General features: G+C 69.7%; 14 protein-coding genes. 3 read left to right on the forward strand and 11 right to left on the reverse strand.

Features of this window, described 5'->3' with window-relative positions; translation table 11 throughout:
• Nucleotides 1-30: 30 nt before the first annotated feature.
• A complete protein-coding gene (locus OG947_RS02125; RefSeq protein WP_328813015.1) occupies nt 31-804 on the forward strand; it encodes a sulfite exporter TauE/SafE family protein in 774 nt (257 codons plus the stop codon).
• Nucleotides 805-882: 78 nt separating this feature from the next.
• On the opposite strand, the gene OG947_RS02130 is transcribed toward OG947_RS02125, so the two are convergent.
• From OG947_RS02130 to OG947_RS02150, 5 genes are read right to left on the reverse strand one after another with little or no spacing between them, the layout of a single operon-like run.
• Nucleotides 883-2,907 carry a ribonuclease J gene (locus tag OG947_RS02130; protein WP_027505112.1) on the reverse strand — a complete coding sequence of 675 codons (2,025 nt, stop codon included), beginning with the start codon at nt 2,905-2,907 and terminating at the stop codon, nt 883-885.
• Nucleotides 2,907-3,863, reverse strand: a complete 957-nt coding sequence (dapA, locus tag OG947_RS02135) for a 4-hydroxy-tetrahydrodipicolinate synthase (protein WP_222632007.1) — start codon at nt 3,861-3,863, stop codon at nt 2,907-2,909. Before dapA ends, OG947_RS02130 begins: the two co-directional genes overlap by 1 nt.
• A 57-nt stretch (nt 3,864-3,920) precedes the next feature.
• Nucleotides 3,921-4,694 (reverse strand): FAD-dependent thymidylate synthase, encoded by a 774-nt coding sequence (thyX, locus tag OG947_RS02140; RefSeq protein WP_222632005.1) that lies wholly within the window; start codon nt 4,692-4,694, stop codon nt 3,921-3,923.
• A 26-nt stretch (nt 4,695-4,720) separates the two neighbouring features.
• The gene (locus tag OG947_RS02145) at nt 4,721-5,962 is read right to left on the reverse strand and encodes a winged helix-turn-helix domain-containing protein (RefSeq protein ID WP_328813016.1); all 1,242 of its coding nucleotides are present in this window, start codon (nt 5,960-5,962) and stop codon (nt 4,721-4,723) included.
• On the reverse strand, nt 5,955-6,875 hold the full coding sequence (locus OG947_RS02150) for a DMT family transporter (protein ID WP_328813017.1): 921 nt from the start codon (nt 6,873-6,875) through the stop codon (nt 5,955-5,957). The genes OG947_RS02145 and OG947_RS02150 overlap by 8 nt, the downstream gene beginning before the upstream one ends.
• Nucleotides 6,876-6,997: 122 nt before the next feature.
• Between OG947_RS02150 and OG947_RS02155 the strand changes: the two genes are divergently transcribed.
• Both OG947_RS02155 and OG947_RS02160 read left to right on the forward strand, forming a co-directional pair.
• Nucleotides 6,998-7,768, forward strand: a complete 771-nt coding sequence (locus OG947_RS02155) for a trans-aconitate 2-methyltransferase (RefSeq protein ID WP_328813018.1) — start codon at nt 6,998-7,000, stop codon at nt 7,766-7,768.
• 38 nt (nt 7,769-7,806) lie between these two features.
• Nucleotides 7,807-8,460 carry a DUF3105 domain-containing protein gene (locus OG947_RS02160; protein WP_222649178.1) on the forward strand — a complete coding sequence of 218 codons (654 nt, stop codon included), beginning with the start codon at nt 7,807-7,809 and terminating at the stop codon, nt 8,458-8,460.
• Here the strand turns inward: OG947_RS02160 and OG947_RS02165 are convergent, their stop codons facing one another.
• The 6 genes from OG947_RS02165 to OG947_RS02190 all read right to left on the reverse strand — a co-directional run bounded on the left by OG947_RS02165 (nt 8,461) and on the right by OG947_RS02190 (nt 14,774).
• Nucleotides 8,461-8,913, reverse strand: coding sequence for a flavodoxin family protein (locus OG947_RS02165; protein ID WP_328813019.1), 453 nt, complete (start codon nt 8,911-8,913; stop codon nt 8,461-8,463).
• Nucleotides 8,910-9,332, reverse strand: coding sequence for a hypothetical protein (locus tag OG947_RS02170; protein ID WP_197027766.1), 423 nt, complete (start codon nt 9,330-9,332; stop codon nt 8,910-8,912). The genes OG947_RS02165 and OG947_RS02170 overlap by 4 nt, the downstream gene beginning before the upstream one ends.
• 70 nt (nt 9,333-9,402) lie before the next feature.
• Nucleotides 9,403-10,155: a 4-hydroxy-tetrahydrodipicolinate reductase gene (gene dapB / locus OG947_RS02175; RefSeq protein ID WP_027505103.1), complete on the reverse strand. Its 753-nt coding sequence runs from the start codon at nt 10,153-10,155 to the stop codon at nt 9,403-9,405.
• Nucleotides 10,156-10,190: 35 nt separating this feature from the next.
• Nucleotides 10,191-11,297 (reverse strand): zinc-binding dehydrogenase, encoded by a 1,107-nt coding sequence (locus OG947_RS02180; RefSeq protein ID WP_056444936.1) that lies wholly within the window; start codon nt 11,295-11,297, stop codon nt 10,191-10,193.
• Between the two features lie 9 nt (nt 11,298-11,306).
• A complete protein-coding gene (locus tag OG947_RS02185) occupies nt 11,307-14,000 on the reverse strand; it encodes an MGH1-like glycoside hydrolase domain-containing protein (protein ID WP_027505101.1) in 2,694 nt (897 codons plus the stop codon).
• A 54-nt stretch (nt 14,001-14,054) separates the two neighbouring features.
• The gene (locus tag OG947_RS02190; protein WP_222637672.1) at nt 14,055-14,774 is read right to left on the reverse strand and encodes an AMP-binding protein; all 720 of its coding nucleotides are present in this window, start codon (nt 14,772-14,774) and stop codon (nt 14,055-14,057) included.
• Nucleotides 14,775-14,894 lie beyond the last annotated feature (120 nt).

Genomic DNA, 14,894 nt, shown 5'->3' on the forward strand with positions numbered 1-14,894 from the left:
CGAATCTAGCCGTGTCGTACGGTCGCCGGTGTGCCCGTCTCCGAAATAGTCCTCGTGCTGCTCGCGGGGTTCGCCGCCGGTGGCATCAACGCCGTCGTCGGGTCAGGAACGCTCGTCACGTTCCCCACCCTCATCGCCTTCGGTTACCCGCCCGTCACGGCGACCATGAGCAATGCGATCGGACTGGTGGCAGGCAGCGCCTCCGGCGCATGGGGCTACCGACGCGAACTACGCGGCCAGTGGTCGCGGTTGCGCTGGCAGCTCCCCGGATCGCTGCTCGGCGGCGTGCTCGGTGCCTGGCTCCTGCAGCACCTGCCCGAGAAGACCTTCACCGCCGTGGTTCCGGTGCTGCTGATCCTGGCGCTGGTCCTGGTGGTCACCGGCCCCCGCATCCAGGCCTGGGCCCAGAAGCGCTCCGAGCCGGACACCGCCGCCGGGATCGGCCGCGGACGCTTCGTGCTGCTGGTGATCGGGACGTTCGCCGTGGGTGTCTACGGCGGCTACTTCACCGCGGCCCAGGGCATTCTGCTGATGGGCGTCATGGGCGCGTTGCTGCCGGAGAACATCCAGCGCATGAACGCGGCCAAGAATCTGCTGTCGCTCGTGGTCAACGTCGTGGCGGCGGCATCGTTCATCATCTTCGCCTTCGACCGGATCAGTTGGGCGGCAGCCGGTCTCATCGCCGTCAGCTCCCTGATCGGCGGCGCGGTGGGAGCACGGTACGGCCGGCGTCTGTCACCGCGGGTGCTGCGTGCCTGCATCGTCCTGCTGGGCCTCGTCGGTCTGTACAACCTGCTCGCCTAGCCGGCCGACGACGGGGCGAGAGACACGACAGGCCGGCGCCGGGGTGTCCCCGGGGCCGGCCTGTCGAGTGCGACCGTGTCAGCTCGGCGTGACCTCGAGCACGGTCGGCACGATCATCGGCTTGCGGCGGTACTTGTCCGCCACCCAGCGACCGACGATGCGGCGGACCGACTGCGCGATGCGGTGCGTGTCCCGCACACCCTCGCCGGCGAGACGCACCAACTCCGCCTCGACCAGCTGCGCCGCTTCCTTCAGTGCCGCGGGATCGTCGGAGAAGCCGCGACCCGAGACCTCGGGAGTGCCGACGGACTTGCCGGTGGTGGTGTCCACGGCCATGGTGATGGCGATGAAGCCGCCCTCACCGAGGACGAGGCGGTCGGACAACGTCGAGTCGCCCACGTCGCCGACGGACAGGCCGTCGACGTACACGTGGCCCACCGGCACCTGGCCGACGATCTCGGCGAGGCCGTCGACCATGTCCACGACGACGCCGTCCTCGGCCAGCACCACGCGCTCCTCCGGCACACCCGTCGACACCGCGAGAGCGGCATTGGCGCGCAGGTGCCGCCACTCGCCGTGCACGGGCATCGCGTTGGTGGGACGGACCGCGTTGTAGAGGTACAGCAGCTCGCCGGCCGACGCGTGGCCGGAGACGTGCACCTTGGCGCTCTGCTGCGTGACCACCTTGGCGCCACGCTTCGCGAGCCCGTTGACGACGGCGAACACGGAGTTCTCGTTGCCGGGGATCAGCGACGACGCGAGGACGACCAGGTCGTCGGCACGGATGTTGATCTGACGATGCTCACCCCGCGCCATCCGGGACAGCGCGGAGAGCGGCTCGCCCTGCGAGCCGGTGGAGACCAGGACCAGCTTGTCGTCCGCGAGCTTCGTCGCGGTGTCCATGTCGACCTCGACACCCGAGGGCACCGTCAGGTACCCGAGCTCCTGGGCGATGGCCATGTTGCGCACCATCGACCGCCCGACGAAGGCGACCTTGCGGTTGTAGCGGTGTGCGACGTCGATGACCTGCTGGATGCGGTGCACGTGGCTCGCGAACGACGCGACGATCACGCGGTTCCTGGCCTTGCCGATGACTGTGTCCAGGACACCGCCGATCTCGCGCTCGGGCGTGACGAATCCGGGCACCTCGGCATTGGTGGAGTCCACCAGGAAGAGGTCGACACCCTCGTCGCCGAGTCGCGAGAACCCGCCGAGATCGGTCAGGCGGCCGTCGAGCGGCAGCTGGTCGAGCTTGATGTCGCCGGTGTGCAGCGCGACACCGGCATCGGTACGGATGGCGACGGCGAGCGCGTCGGGGATCGAGTGGTTGACCGCGAAGTACTCGAGCTCGAACGGTCCGTGGTTCGTGCTCTCGCCCTCGCGCACCTCGACGAGCTTCGGCTTCTGGCGGTGCTCACGGCACTTCGCCGCCAGCAGCGCCAACGTGAACTTGGAGCCGATGACCGGGATGTCCGGGCGCAGGCGCAGCAGGAACGGCACGGCACCGATGTGGTCCTCGTGACCGTGGGTGAGCACCAGGGCGACCACGTCGTCCATCCGGTTCTCGATGTGACGGAAGTCCGGGAGGATCAGGTCGACACCGGGCTGTGCGTCCTCGGGGAAGAGCACACCGCAGTCGACGATGAGCAGCTTGCCCTTGTGCTCGAAGACCGTCATGTTGCGGCCGATCTCGCCGATGCCGCCGAGAGCGACGACGCGGAGACCGTTCTTCGGTGCCTTGGGCGGCGCTCCGAGTCGCTGCGTCTTGTCCACGACCGTGCGCGCATCGGGTCGCTGGATGGCAGCGGAGTTCTGCGGGGTGCGCGCGGGACGCGACCGGGGACCGCGGCCCCCACCCGAGCCCGAGTTGCCGTTCGACGATCGCGAGCCGCCCGACTGGCGGTCGCGGCCGGTCGGCGCGTCCTTCACGGGCGCCTCCTTCACGGGAGCGGCTTTCGCCGGCGCCTGCGCCGCGGGGGCGTCCTGCACGGGCGCGGCCTCGGCCTTCGGTGCAGGAGGAGCGGGCTGCTGTTCCTGCGGAGGAAGTTCCGCGGGCGGTCCGGCACTACGGGTGGCACTGCGCCGCCTGGGCGGTCGAGTCATCAAAGAACTCCTGCACGGTGGAGATCGGCTGCCAGAGCATCGATCTGATCGGTGGACGGTGGAACTTGCGGCAGACGGGGCTCTCCCACGTCGATGCCGAGAAGACGAAGGCCCGCCTTGGAGCCCGTGACGCCGCCGAGTCGGGCGAACGACCGGACGATCGGGAGCAGACCGACATTGATGGCCTGCGCCGCGGCGATGTCGCCCGCGGCCCAGGCGGAGTGGAGATCGCGGAGCTTGCCGGGCACGAGGTGCCCGATGACGCTGACGAAGCCGACAGCTCCGACGGACAGCCAGGGCAGGTTGAGCGGATCGTCGCCCGAGAAGTACTCGAGGCCGGTCGAGGCGATGAGTTCGGCTCCCGCGGCGAGGTCGCCCTTCGCGTCCTTGACGGCGAGGATGCGCGGATGATCGGCGAGACGACGCAACGTCTCCGTCTCGATCGGCACGACCGAGCGGGGCGGGATGTCGTAGAGCATGACGGGCAGATCCGTCGAGTCGGCCACGGCGACGAAATGGGCGTACAGGCCGGCCTGCGGCGGACGCGAGTAGTACGGGGTGACGACGAGCAGTCCGTGCGCTCCGGCGTCGGCAGCGGCGCGGGCCAGTTCGATGCTGTGCGCGGTGTCGTTGGTACCCGCACCGGCGACGATCCGAGCGCGGTCTCCGACCGCGGCGACGACGGCGCGCAGCAGGTCGGCCTTCTCGCGGTCCGTCGTGGTCGGCGACTCGCCCGTCGTTCCCGAGATCACCAGACTGTCGCACCCGCTCGAGACCAGATGAACGGCCAGGGCGACGGAGGCGTCGATGTCGAGAGCGCCGGCCGGAGTGAACGGTGTCACCATCGCGACGGAGACGGCACCGAACGGCGAGGGCGTGCTGCTCGTCTGCACTCGTGCCGCAGTGTCGACAGTCCCCGCAGCGTCGACAGTCCTCGCGGTGTCACCGATGGTCATGGTCAGGAAGGTTACCCGGTCCCCGTCCGGTCGCCGGACCCCCACGACCCGCGCGGCCTATTCCCCCGCGTACGAGCTCCTGGCGACTTCCGTCCCGTCGGCCAGTGTCTCGATCTCGAAGTCCGCGAAGACGTCGGGGGCGACCTCGACGAGCCGCCGCAGACAGGCCACCGCGAGCCGTCGGATCTCGAGATCGGCGTGCTCCGAGGCCCGCATGGTGACGAAATGCCGCCACGACCGGTAGTTCCCGGTCATCACCAGTCGTGTCTCCACGGCGTTCGGGAGCACCGAGCGCGCGGCCTGCCGCGCCTGCTTCCCGGCGACGACCGCAGCCGAGTCCGCACCGGTCTCCGCTTCGAGTGCGGACAGCAGCGCGTCGTACGCGGCACGGGACGAGTCGGTCGCATTCTGGAACAACTCACGCAACGTCGCGTCGGACTCGAGGGCCGGGGGCACGACCATCGACGCGTCGCGCTCGGACACCGAACGCTGGGAGAGTTGCGAGAAGGAGAAATGTCGGTGCCGGATCAACTCATGGCTACAGGAACGTGAGATACCGGTGATGTAGAAGCTCGCCGACGCGTGCTCGAACACCGACCAGTTCCCCACAGCCAGTAGATGGTTCAGGTACCCGGAGTTGGTCGCGGTGCGCGGATTGGGCTTCGACCAGCTCTGGTAGCAGGCCCGGCCGGCGAACTCGACCAGCGCCTGACCGCCGTCGGCGTCGGTCTCCCACGGCACGTCCGACGGCGCGGTGAAGGACGTGGCGGCCACCAGCTCGACGGACAACGGGGCACCGGCACGATGCTCGGACACTGGACGCTGGGACATTCGACACAGACTATGGGGTGGCGGCGTCATTCAGGGACGGCGCGTACCTCGCGGCGCAGGTCGGCCGCGAGATCACCACGGTCACCGACCACGACGTCCGCCACGTCCAGCCATCGCGCCATCTCCGTCACCGACGCGGCCAGCGCCGACGCCACCTCGCCGCGGCGACCACGGGCGTCGACGGATGCCTCGGTGAACGCACCGGGCACCGTGAGCACTCCCCCGGCGCGATCGACCCGGACGTCGACCCGGGCGACGAGCTCGTCGTGCAGCAGGAACGGGAAGACGTAGTACCCGAACGTCCGCTTCGGCTCCGGCGTGTAGATCTCGATGCGGTAGCGGAAGTCGAAGAGACGCTCGGTGCGCGGACGGCCGAAGATCAGCGGGTCGAACGGGCACAGCAGTGCGGCCGACTCGACGGACCGCGGTATCCGGGTGTCGCGATGCAGGAAGGCCTGATCCCGCCACCCGGTGACGGCCACGGGCACCAGCACGCCCGCGTCCACCAGGTCGGCCACGCCCCGAGTGGTCTGGGCCGCCGACAGTCGGTAGTGATCGCGCAGGTCGGCCGCGGTGGCGACCCCCATCGCCTCGGCGGACTTCTCGACGAGCTGACGCACCGCGTCCACCTCGTCCACCCGTCGCGACACGACGTCCGCGGGCAGTACGCGCTCGGCGAGGTCGTACAGCCTCGTGAACCGTTCCCGGCGCGGTACCGACAACACGCCACCGGCGAAGAGCTGTTCGCACACCACCTTGACGTCACTGTGGTCCCACCACGGCCCCTTCGGGCCGGGTCTGCGGCGATCCAGCAGAACTTCGAGATCGCGCGCGGTGACGGGCCCCTGGTCGCGGATCGCGTCGAGCACGTCCTCCACCAGTCCGGGACTGCGCGCGGCGACCCTCGCGGCGCCGCCCCACCGGCCGTGCTCGTACTGATCCATCCGCCACCGCATCAGCGGCCAGTCGGCGACGGGCAGGAATGCCGCCTCGTGCGCCCAGTACTCGACGAGCAGGCGCGGCGATCGCGCCGTGTCGGTCCATGCCGCATCGTCCAGCGCCTGACGGTCGTAGGGGCCGACACGACTGAACACCGGCGCGTAGTGCGCCCGCACCGCCGCGGACACCGAATCGATCTGCAGCAACTTCGTCGAGCGCACCACACCCGCCACCGCGCGCCTGCCGGAGAACGCACCGGACCGCGCTCGACCGAAGCCCTGGGCCGCGACGGCCGTGCGACGCGCTGCCGCCGCGGACAGCTCACGCATGGGCACCGCCCGCGTTCGTCCGGGCGTGAGTCACTCCGGCGTCGACGACGGACACCAGGAGCAGCACCGCACCGACGGCGCCCACCGCCGTGAGTCGTTCGTCCAGCAGGATCACTGCCAGGACGGTACCGGTGAGAGGTTCGAGGAGTGCGACGACCGCCGCCGTCGACGCCGCCGCGGTCCGCAGTCCGCGGAAGTAAGCGCTGTAGGCCACAGCCGTCGGGACGAGGGCGAAGCTCAGCACGAGGAGAATGCTCGTCACCGACACGACCGGGAGCAGCGCCGTGCGGTCCGTGGCTGTCGCTGCCACCGCGAGCAGCGCCCCGCCCAGCACGAACGACCATCCGGTGACGACGGTGTCGTCGCCCTGCGCGGCATGTCGACGACCGACGAGGGTCATCGTCGCGAACGCACTGCCCGACACCACCGCCAGAGCGCCGCCCACGACGGTGGACCGCAGATCGCCGTCGGCCGGGGAACCGACGAGCAGCCCGAGCCCCGCGACACCGACGACGACGGTCCGCACGACGGCACCCGCCGGGCGGCGACGTGCCGTCAGCGACTCCACGAGGACGACCACCACGGGAGCCGACCCGATGGTCACCAGGGTCGCGGCCGCCACGCCCGCCGTGACGGTGGCCGCGAAGTAGGCACCCTGGAAGACCGCGGCGAGTGTTCCGACGACGGCGATGCGACGCCACACAGGTCGGCCGCGCGGCAGGACGCCCCCGGTCGCGGCCACGACCGCGAGGAGCATCAGCCCGCCGAGGCCGAGCCGGTACGCGGCGACCGCGGTGGACGGGAGGTCCGCGGAGCGACCCAGCGCGGTTCCGAGAACACCGCCGGTCCCCCACAGCACGGCGGCGACGACGAGCAACGCCACACCTGATCGCGGCGCACTCGTGTGCGGCACCGGCAGCCTCCTCACCCTCACGTGTCCAGCGACCGTAGCGCCGGTGGACAGTACTGCTCACTCCGGCGTAACGTGCGTAACAGTACAAGCGTACTGTTTGCCGGCCCGTCGAAGGAGCCATCATGTGGAGCCCGTCCGACTACCTCACCTTCGCCGACGAGCGCACCCGTCCGTTCCGCGAACTGCTCGCACGCATCTCTGTCGGGAGTCCCCGGCGCGTCGCCGATCTCGGCTGCGGCCCGGGCAATGCGACGGCGTTGCTCGCGCACCGCTGGCCGGACACCGCCGTCGAGGCGTCGGACAACTCGCCGGACATGGTCGCGGCCGCGCGCGCTGCCGGTCTGGACGCCACCGTGCTCGACGTGCGGGACTGGGTGCCGTCCTCCGACACCGACGTCGTCGTCTCCAACGCGACTCTGCAGTGGGTGCCCGAACACCGGGAACTGCTGGCGCGCTGGCCCGGCCAGTTGCCGGACGGTGCCGTGATCGCCGTCCAGATGCCCGGCAATTTCGATGCACCGTCGCACCGCATCATCCGGGACCTCGCGACATCGGACGCCTGGGCACCGCGACTTCCCACTCTCGAGCTGCGGCACGCGAACGCCGTGGACGATCCCGAGCAGTACGCCGACCTGCTGGCCGCCCGGGGTTGCGCCGTGGACGCCTGGGAGACCACGTACGTCCAGCAACTCCGTGGTGCCCGGCCCGTTCTCGACTGGGTCTCCGGCACCGCTCTCACCCCGATCTTCGACCTCCTCGACGAGAAGGGTCGGGACGAGTTCCGCGACGACCTCGCTCCGTTGTTGGCCGAGACCTACCCGGCGCGATCCGACGGGACCACCTTCTTCCCGTTCCGACGCGTCTTCGTCGTCGCGGTGGTGCAGAACGGCTGACGAGCAGGACGGTGCGGCCGGACGGATACTCTCGAATCATGCATCGGTCGGCGCTCGTTCCCCTGATCCTGTCGGCCGCCCTCCTCGCCGGGGGCTGCGGCAGGGCCGTCGAGGGACGTCCGACGGCCGACGCGTGGGTGCCCACCGCCGACAATCCCGACCCCTCTCTCGCGCTCGACGGCATCGAGGTGGTCGACTACCCGCCCGCCTACCACGTACTGCCGAACTACCGTGTGGCGTACGCCTTCTCACCGCCGATGGGTGGTCGACACGACAACGCGTGGGCGACGTGCACCGGCGTGGTCTATCCGGAGGCCGTGCGCACCGAGAACATGGTGCACTCCCTCGAACACGGTGCCGTGTGGATCGCATACGACCCCGAAGCGCTCGACGACGGCGAGATCGCAGCGCTGGCCGCGCGGGTGGAGGGCGAGCCGTACCTGATGATGTCGCCGTATCCGGGCATGGATCGCCGGATCTCGCTGCAGTCGTGGGGGCATCGCCTGGCAGTGGAGAGCAGCGACGACGAGCGCATCGACCGTTTCGTCTCGGCACTGCGCCTGAATCCGAACACTTTCCCGGAGCCCGGCGCGACGTGCGCGACCCTGCCCACCACGTTCGACACGGCGAACCCGCCGGCGTTCGTCGAGAGCGCGCCGGATCCCGCATCCCCGCTGACCCTTCCGGAGTGATCAGGCAGGTATGATCGTCGCTGCCAACGTGCTACCGAGTTCGACGAGCCGTTCCCGCGCAGCGGCGTCGAACCCGGTCACCTCGACGGGCACCGCGGCCGGCTCGAGGCCCCATCCGCTCACGATGCTCGTCAGTGCGCGCACCGCGCCCGCAGTGTCGTTGTTGCCGTACACCCAGGCGCCCCAGGGCTTTCCGTTCATCGACCCGAGCGTCGGGTAGTACACCGTGTCGAGGAAATGCTTGAGAGCACCGGACATGTACCCGAAGTTCGCGGGAGTGCCGAGGAGGATGCCGTCCGCGTCGACCACGTCGGCGATCGTGGCACCCAGGGCCGGGCGCACCCGGACGTCGACACCCTCGATGTCGGGACTCCGCGCCCCGGCCAGCACCGCCTCGAGCATCTCCGCCATGGGCGGCGACACCGTGTGGTGCACCACCAGCAGGACGGTCACGCGCTCTCGGTGCGCTCGAGTTCCACGGCGCGCCGCATGATCTCGCGTGCGCGCCCGCGATCGCCCGCGTAGTCGTACGCACGGGCGAGACGGTAGTTCGTGCGCCAGTCGTCGGGCGACTTCTCGTACTCCGCCTTGACGTCCGCGAAGAGCGAATCCGCCGCGCCGCGCTCGATGCGCCCGGACGGCATGCGCGGAAGGTCGTCGACGTCCAGCTCGAGATTCTCGTCGTGGATCCGACGGGCGAGGTGCTGGTGCCGGAAACCCGCCCGCAGCGTCGCCGCCACGATCCACAGGCCCAGCAGCGGAAGGATCAGCACACCGATACCCAGCCCGATGTTCACCGGACCGCCGAGCTGGATGAAGTCGATCCCCCGCCCGCCCAGAATGACGAAGTAGACGCCGAGAACCAACACCATCACGGCGATGATCGCGACCACTCGCGAATACTTGCTCACGCCGACCGTCCTCCGGACTTCCCGCTGCTCATCACAGATCCATCAGCGGTTCGATGCCCAACGTCAACCCGGGCCGCGCCGCGATGGACCGGACGCCCAGCAGCACACCGGGAGTGAAGGAGGTGCGGTCGATCGAGTCGTGCCTGATGGTGAGAGTCTCGCCCTGCGTTCCCAGGAGCACCTCCTGGTGCGCCACCAGACCGGCGAGGCGCACGGAGTGCACACGCACTCCGTCGACGTCGGCGCCGCGCGCACCGTCGAGTTCGGTGGTGGTCGCGTCGGGACTCGGGCCCACTCCCGCCGCGCGCCGCGCGTCCGCGATGAGCGCCGCCGTGCGGTACGCGGTGCCGGACGGCGCGTCCGCCTTGTTCGGGTGGTGCAGCTCGATCACCTCGACCGAGTCGAAGAAGCGTGCCGCCTGCTGCGCGAACGCCATCGACAGCACGGCGCCGATGGCGAAGTTGGGAGCGATGAGCACTCCGGTCGCGGGCGAGTCCGCGAGCCAGGACCGCACCTGATCGAGTCGCTCGTCGTCGAACCCGGTGGTGCCCACGACGGCATGGATCCCGGCGCCGATCAGGTACTGCAGGTTGTCCATGACGACACTGGGATGGGTGAAGTCGACCACGACCTGCGCGCCGTTCTCGGCGAACGTCTCGAGCCGGTCGTCCTTGTCCACGCGAGCGACGAGCTCCGTGTCGGCCGCGGCCTCGACGGCCTCGCACACCGCCTGGCCGACCTTGCCGGCCGCGCCGAGTACTCCGACACGTATCGCCTCTGTCACCTGTTCACCCCTCACCTGGAACCGTCGGGGACAGCCTAGTGGTCGAACTCGATGACCTGACGAATCGCCTTGCCGTCCGCCAGTTCGTCCATCGCCCGGTTGATCCCGTCGAGCGTGATGCGTGAGGACACCAGTTTCTCCACCGGGAAGCGGCCCTCGCGCCACATCTGCTCGTACGTCGGAATGTCCCGTTCGGGAACGGCGGACCCGAGGTAGCTCCCGACGATGGTCCGCGCCTCGGCCACGAGCGTGAGGGGCGAGATCGACGCTCGGGCGTCTGGCGACGGCAGGCCCACTGTCACGGTGGTGCCGCCCGGAGCCGTGGCAGCGAGAGCGGTCTCGAAGGCGCGCGCGTTGCCGGCGGCCTCCACGACGATCTGGGCACGCACGCCGGACTCGGCCAATTCCTGCGGGGTGTACACGGACGTGGCGCCCAACTCGCGGGCCGTCTCCAGCTTCTCCGGCATCGAATCGACCCCGATGACGTCGCCCAGTCCGAGCGAGGCCGCGGTGAGCACCGCGGCCATGCCCACTCCGCCGAGCCCCACCACCATGATGGTGTCGCCCTCGGTGGGGGACGCGGCGTTCAGCAGTGCGCCGCCGCCGGTGAGCACCGCGCACCCGAGCACCGCGGCGACGGCCGGCGGGACGTCGTCGCCCACGGGCACCACCGACCGGCGGTCCACCACCGTGTGCGTCGCGAAACCGGACACCCCGAGATGGTGCTTGATCTCGACGCCGTCGCGGCGCAACCGCACGTCTCCGCCGAGCAGAGTGCCGGCGTTGTTGGCCGCGCTGCCGGGGATGCACGGTGTGCGCCCGTTCGACCGGCACCCCGAGCACTCACCGCATCGAGGCAGGAAGGTCATCACCACGCGCGTGCCGAGCGCGAGATCGACCCCCGGGCCGACGCCCTCGACGATGCCCGCGGCCTCGTGCCCCAGCAGCATCGGGACGGGGCGCACGCGGTTGCCGTCGACCACCGACAGATCGGAATGGCACAACCCCGCCGCCTCGATGCGTACGAGGATCTCCCCCTCGCCGGGAGGATCGAGCTCAAGCTCGGACACCGTCAGGGGACGCGACTCCGCGAACGGCCGCGAACGGCCGATCTCTTCCAGGACAGCTCCGCGAATCTTCATGCCGCCACGTTAACCCGGCGGCGTCGGCGGTTGCGGCACTCTGGGATTGAGAAGATGCGCGACCAGCGCGGTCCAGCCGGTCTGATGGCTGGCGCCGAGCCCCTCTCCGGTGTCCCCGTCGAAGTACTCGCTGAAGGTCGGATGTTCCGACCACAGCGGATCGTCCGAGGACTCGATGCGATCGCCGTCCGACGGCCGACCGGATCCGCGCACGCGGAACAGGTCCGCGAGGCCGTTCTCGATGATCTCGGCGGCCTCGACCAGGGTGCGCTGCACGCCGGACCCGGTGGGGATCTCGATGGTGAACGTGTCGCCGAAGTAGCGACCGTAGGCGCGGAGCTTGTCGGCGAGCAGCACGTTGACGGGGAACCACACCGGGCCGCGCCAGTTCGAGTTCCCGCCGAACATCGACGTGCGGGACTCCCCCGGCTCGTACTCGATGGACAGTGATCGGCCCTCGACCTCCATCGTGACGCCGTCGCGGTAGGACGCGGACAGCGACCGGATACCGAAGGACGACAGGAACTCGTCGCTGTCGAACATGCGCTCGAGGATGCGCCGCAGCCGATCGGGATCGACGAGGGCGAGGAGCATGCGCCAGGTCCCGTTGTCGTTGCGCGACATCATCGGGGACACCAGATCCGGTCTCCGGTGCTGCAACCACCGCAAGCGAGACGTCAGGTCCGGACACTCCTTCGGCACCCACGACGGGATCTCGGTGGCCCCCAGGATCGGCAGGAGGCCCACCATCGAGCGCACCCGCAGCGGCACCGCGTCACCGTGCGGTGGGGCGAGGACGTCGTAGAAGAATCCGTCCTCCTCGTGCCACAGCGACATCTGCGCCGACCCGAAGGATCCCACGGCCTCCGCGATGGACAGGAAGTGCGCGAAGAACTTCGTCGCGACGTCGTCCCAGGCGGAGTCGTGGCGTGCCAGTTCGATCGCGATCTTGAACATCTGCTGGCAGTAGAACGCCATCCAACTGGTCGCGTCGGACTGCTCGAGTCGGAAACCGGGAGGCAGTGGTTCCGAGCGGTTGAACATCCCGATGTTGTCCATCCCGAGGAAGCCGCCCTCGAAGATGTTGGAGCCGCCCGCGTCCTTGCGGTTGACCCACCACGAGAAGTTCAACAGCAGCTTGGTGAACACCCGGACCAGGAACTCACGGTCGCGGTGTCCGTCGATGCGGTAGACCTGCCACACCGCCCAGGCGTGGACCGGCGGGTTGACGTCTCCGAACTCCCACTCGTACGCGGGCAGTTGACCGTTGGGGTGCATCGCCCACTCGCGACACATGAGCACGAGCTGTTCCTTGGCGAAGTCCGGGTCGACGTGCGCCAGCGGGATGGTGTGGAAGGCGAGATCCCATGCGGCGAACCACGGGTACTCCCACTCGTCCGGCATGGAGACGACGTCCGCGAGCGAGAAGTGCGACCAGGCATGGTTGCGGGCGGTCGCGTCGAGTCGCGACTGCGGCGCCGACGCTCCCACCGGATCACCCTGCGCCCACTCGCGTACGTCGTAGCGGTAGAGCTGTTTGCACCACAGCAGGCCGGCGTAGGCGCGCCGTGCGACGTGGCGGTCGGCCGCGGACAGATCCGGGCCGATGACGTGGTCGTAGAACTGGTCCGCCTCGTACCGTCGGTCGGCGAGGACCGCGTCGAAGCCGGGGCCGAACGTGAACGAGTCCGGCACCGCGGTGCTCAACCGGAGACGGATGCTGCGGGTCTCGCCGGGCGCCACGTCGTCGAGCGAGTACCAGAACGCACTCTTCGTCCCCGTGCCGTCCGGATTGACGGCCGACTCGTCGCCCTCGACGATGCGCCGCCCGATGCCGTCCTTCGTCCAGGCCGAGAGGTTCTCCGCGGCGCCGAACAGCTCCACCGCATTGGTCTCGTTGTCGCAGAACAGCACTCGCGCATCACCCTGAGCGGCGAGGTGGTACCGGCCGAGAAAACCGTGCTCCGCACGCACCACGGCCATGTCACCGGGAAGCGCGTCCGCCGTGACGTCGACGATGGAGGCGGTGCGATCGTCGCGCCCCCAGGACCACGTGTTGCGCAACCACAGATGCGGCACCACGTCGACCGATGCGGCCTCGGGCCCGTGATTGGTGACGTCGACGACGATGCACACGTCGTCCGGCGACGCCTTGGCGTAGGTGACGACCACGTCGAAGAACCGGTTCTCGTCCAGCACCCCGGTGTCGGCCAGTTCGAACTCGCGGTCCATGCGTGTGCGCGCGCGGCTCGCCTCACGCAGCCCCTCGTAGGGGTACTCGGCCTGCGGGTAGCGGTAGAGCCAGGTCATCCAGCTGTGGGTGGGCGTTCCGTCGAGCGCCCACCAGTACTCCTTGGCGTCCTCGCCGTGATTGCCCTCACCGTTGGTGAGTCCGAACAGCCGCTCCTTGAGGATCGGATCGCGCCGGTTCCACAGGGCCACCGAGAAATTGAGGAAGCCGAAGCGGTCGCAGATGCCCCCGAGGCCGTCCTCGCCCCATCGGTAGGCGCGCGAGCGGGCGTGGTCGAAGGGGAAGGACTCCCAGGCGTTACCGTCCTCGGAGTAGTCCTCGCGCACGGTGCCCCACTGACGGCCCGCGAGATACGGGCCCCAGGTACGCCAGGCGCTCTGTGCTCCGGGCGATTCGGCGAGCCGAGAGTGCTCGACGGTCGGGTGTGCAGGCTGATCTGCGGCGTCGGTCACCGCCACAGTGTGCCCCGACGGACGCGGACGTGCATCGCACCGGAAGCCCGGGTGTCACACCGCCGCGGGAAATCCCCGTCCGGGCGCGCTGACGGTGCAGCCGGTGACCAGACCGGCCAGAAGTCCGACGAGACCCGCGACCGAGGCCGACGGGTGGGACAGGTCGAAGAGAGTGCCCGGCGCGAGACCCGCACGGACGGCGAGATCGGACACCGACGCGGCCAACTCCTCGTGCGTGACGGTGACGCGTCCGGTCGTGCCCGGACCGAGCGCGACGAGGGCGGGCCGCCAGGTGTCGAGTGCGGTGGGCCGGCCGGCTTCGGTGAGACCCTGATCCCAGGCGGGCGACTCCCACCAGACACCCTCGTGATCCACGACGGCGTCGCGACGAGCATCGAACGTCACCGACGCGGCCGGTACGGCACCGACGGCCGCGCAGGCGTGCGCGCGGAGCACGTCGGGAAGTTCGGCGTCGACGGCGAACAGGGGATGTCCGGAGGCGAGGACGGCCAGGACGGAGGTGACCGCGTCGACCGAGCCGTCGGCGAGTACGGCGAGCGGGACGCGGTCGCCGGCGTGGGCACGGCGCAGCGCGGCTCCGCGGTTTCTGGCGGCCACGGCGAGCTCGCCGTAGGTGATCGAGTCGGCGGGTGAGACCAGCGCGAGACTCGACGGGTTCCGCCGCGCCACCGCGTCGATCGCGGCGACGACACCGCTCTGGAGCGCCGACGACGGCGGTGCGTCGAGCACGCCGCGCGGGTGGAGACCGGTCATACCGCAACACCGCCAACTGCCGAGGAAACTATCGGCGATCAGGTCAAGGACTCCGAAACCATACCTGAAGTATGTTTCCATTCGTAACACTCACCGCCGAGACTGTGAGAAGTCACGGTG

It is taken from the genome of Rhodococcus sp. NBC_00297, from assembly GCF_036173065.1.
Taxonomy (GTDB): Bacteria; Actinomycetota; Actinomycetes; order Mycobacteriales; family Mycobacteriaceae; genus Rhodococcoides.

Coding starts and splice junctions, on each gene's coding strand:
- OG947_RS02130 (WP_027505112.1), bottom strand. CDS start 2,907: ATGACTCGACCGCCCAGGCGGCGCAGTGCCACCCGTAGTGCCGGACCG.
- dapA (WP_222632007.1), bottom strand. CDS start 3,863: ATGACCATCGGTGACACCGCGAGGACTGTCGACGCTGCGGGGACTGTC.
- thyX (WP_222632005.1), bottom strand. CDS start 4,694: ATGTCCCAGCGTCCAGTGTCCGAGCATCGTGCCGGTGCCCCGTTGTCC.
- OG947_RS02145 (WP_328813016.1), bottom strand. CDS start 5,962: ATGCGTGAGCTGTCCGCGGCGGCAGCGCGTCGCACGGCCGTCGCGGCC.
- OG947_RS02155 (WP_328813018.1), top strand. CDS start 6,998: ATGTGGAGCCCGTCCGACTACCTCACCTTCGCCGACGAGCGCACCCGT.
- OG947_RS02160 (WP_222649178.1), top strand. CDS start 7,807: ATGCATCGGTCGGCGCTCGTTCCCCTGATCCTGTCGGCCGCCCTCCTC.
- OG947_RS02170 (WP_197027766.1), bottom strand. CDS start 9,332: ATGGTGTTGGTTCTCGGCGTCTACTTCGTCATTCTGGGCGGGCGGGGG.
- OG947_RS02180 (WP_056444936.1), bottom strand. CDS start 11,297: ATGAAGATTCGCGGAGCTGTCCTGGAAGAGATCGGCCGTTCGCGGCCG.
- OG947_RS02190 (WP_222637672.1), bottom strand. CDS start 14,774: ATGACCGGTCTCCACCCGCGCGGCGTGCTCGACGCACCGCCGTCGTCG.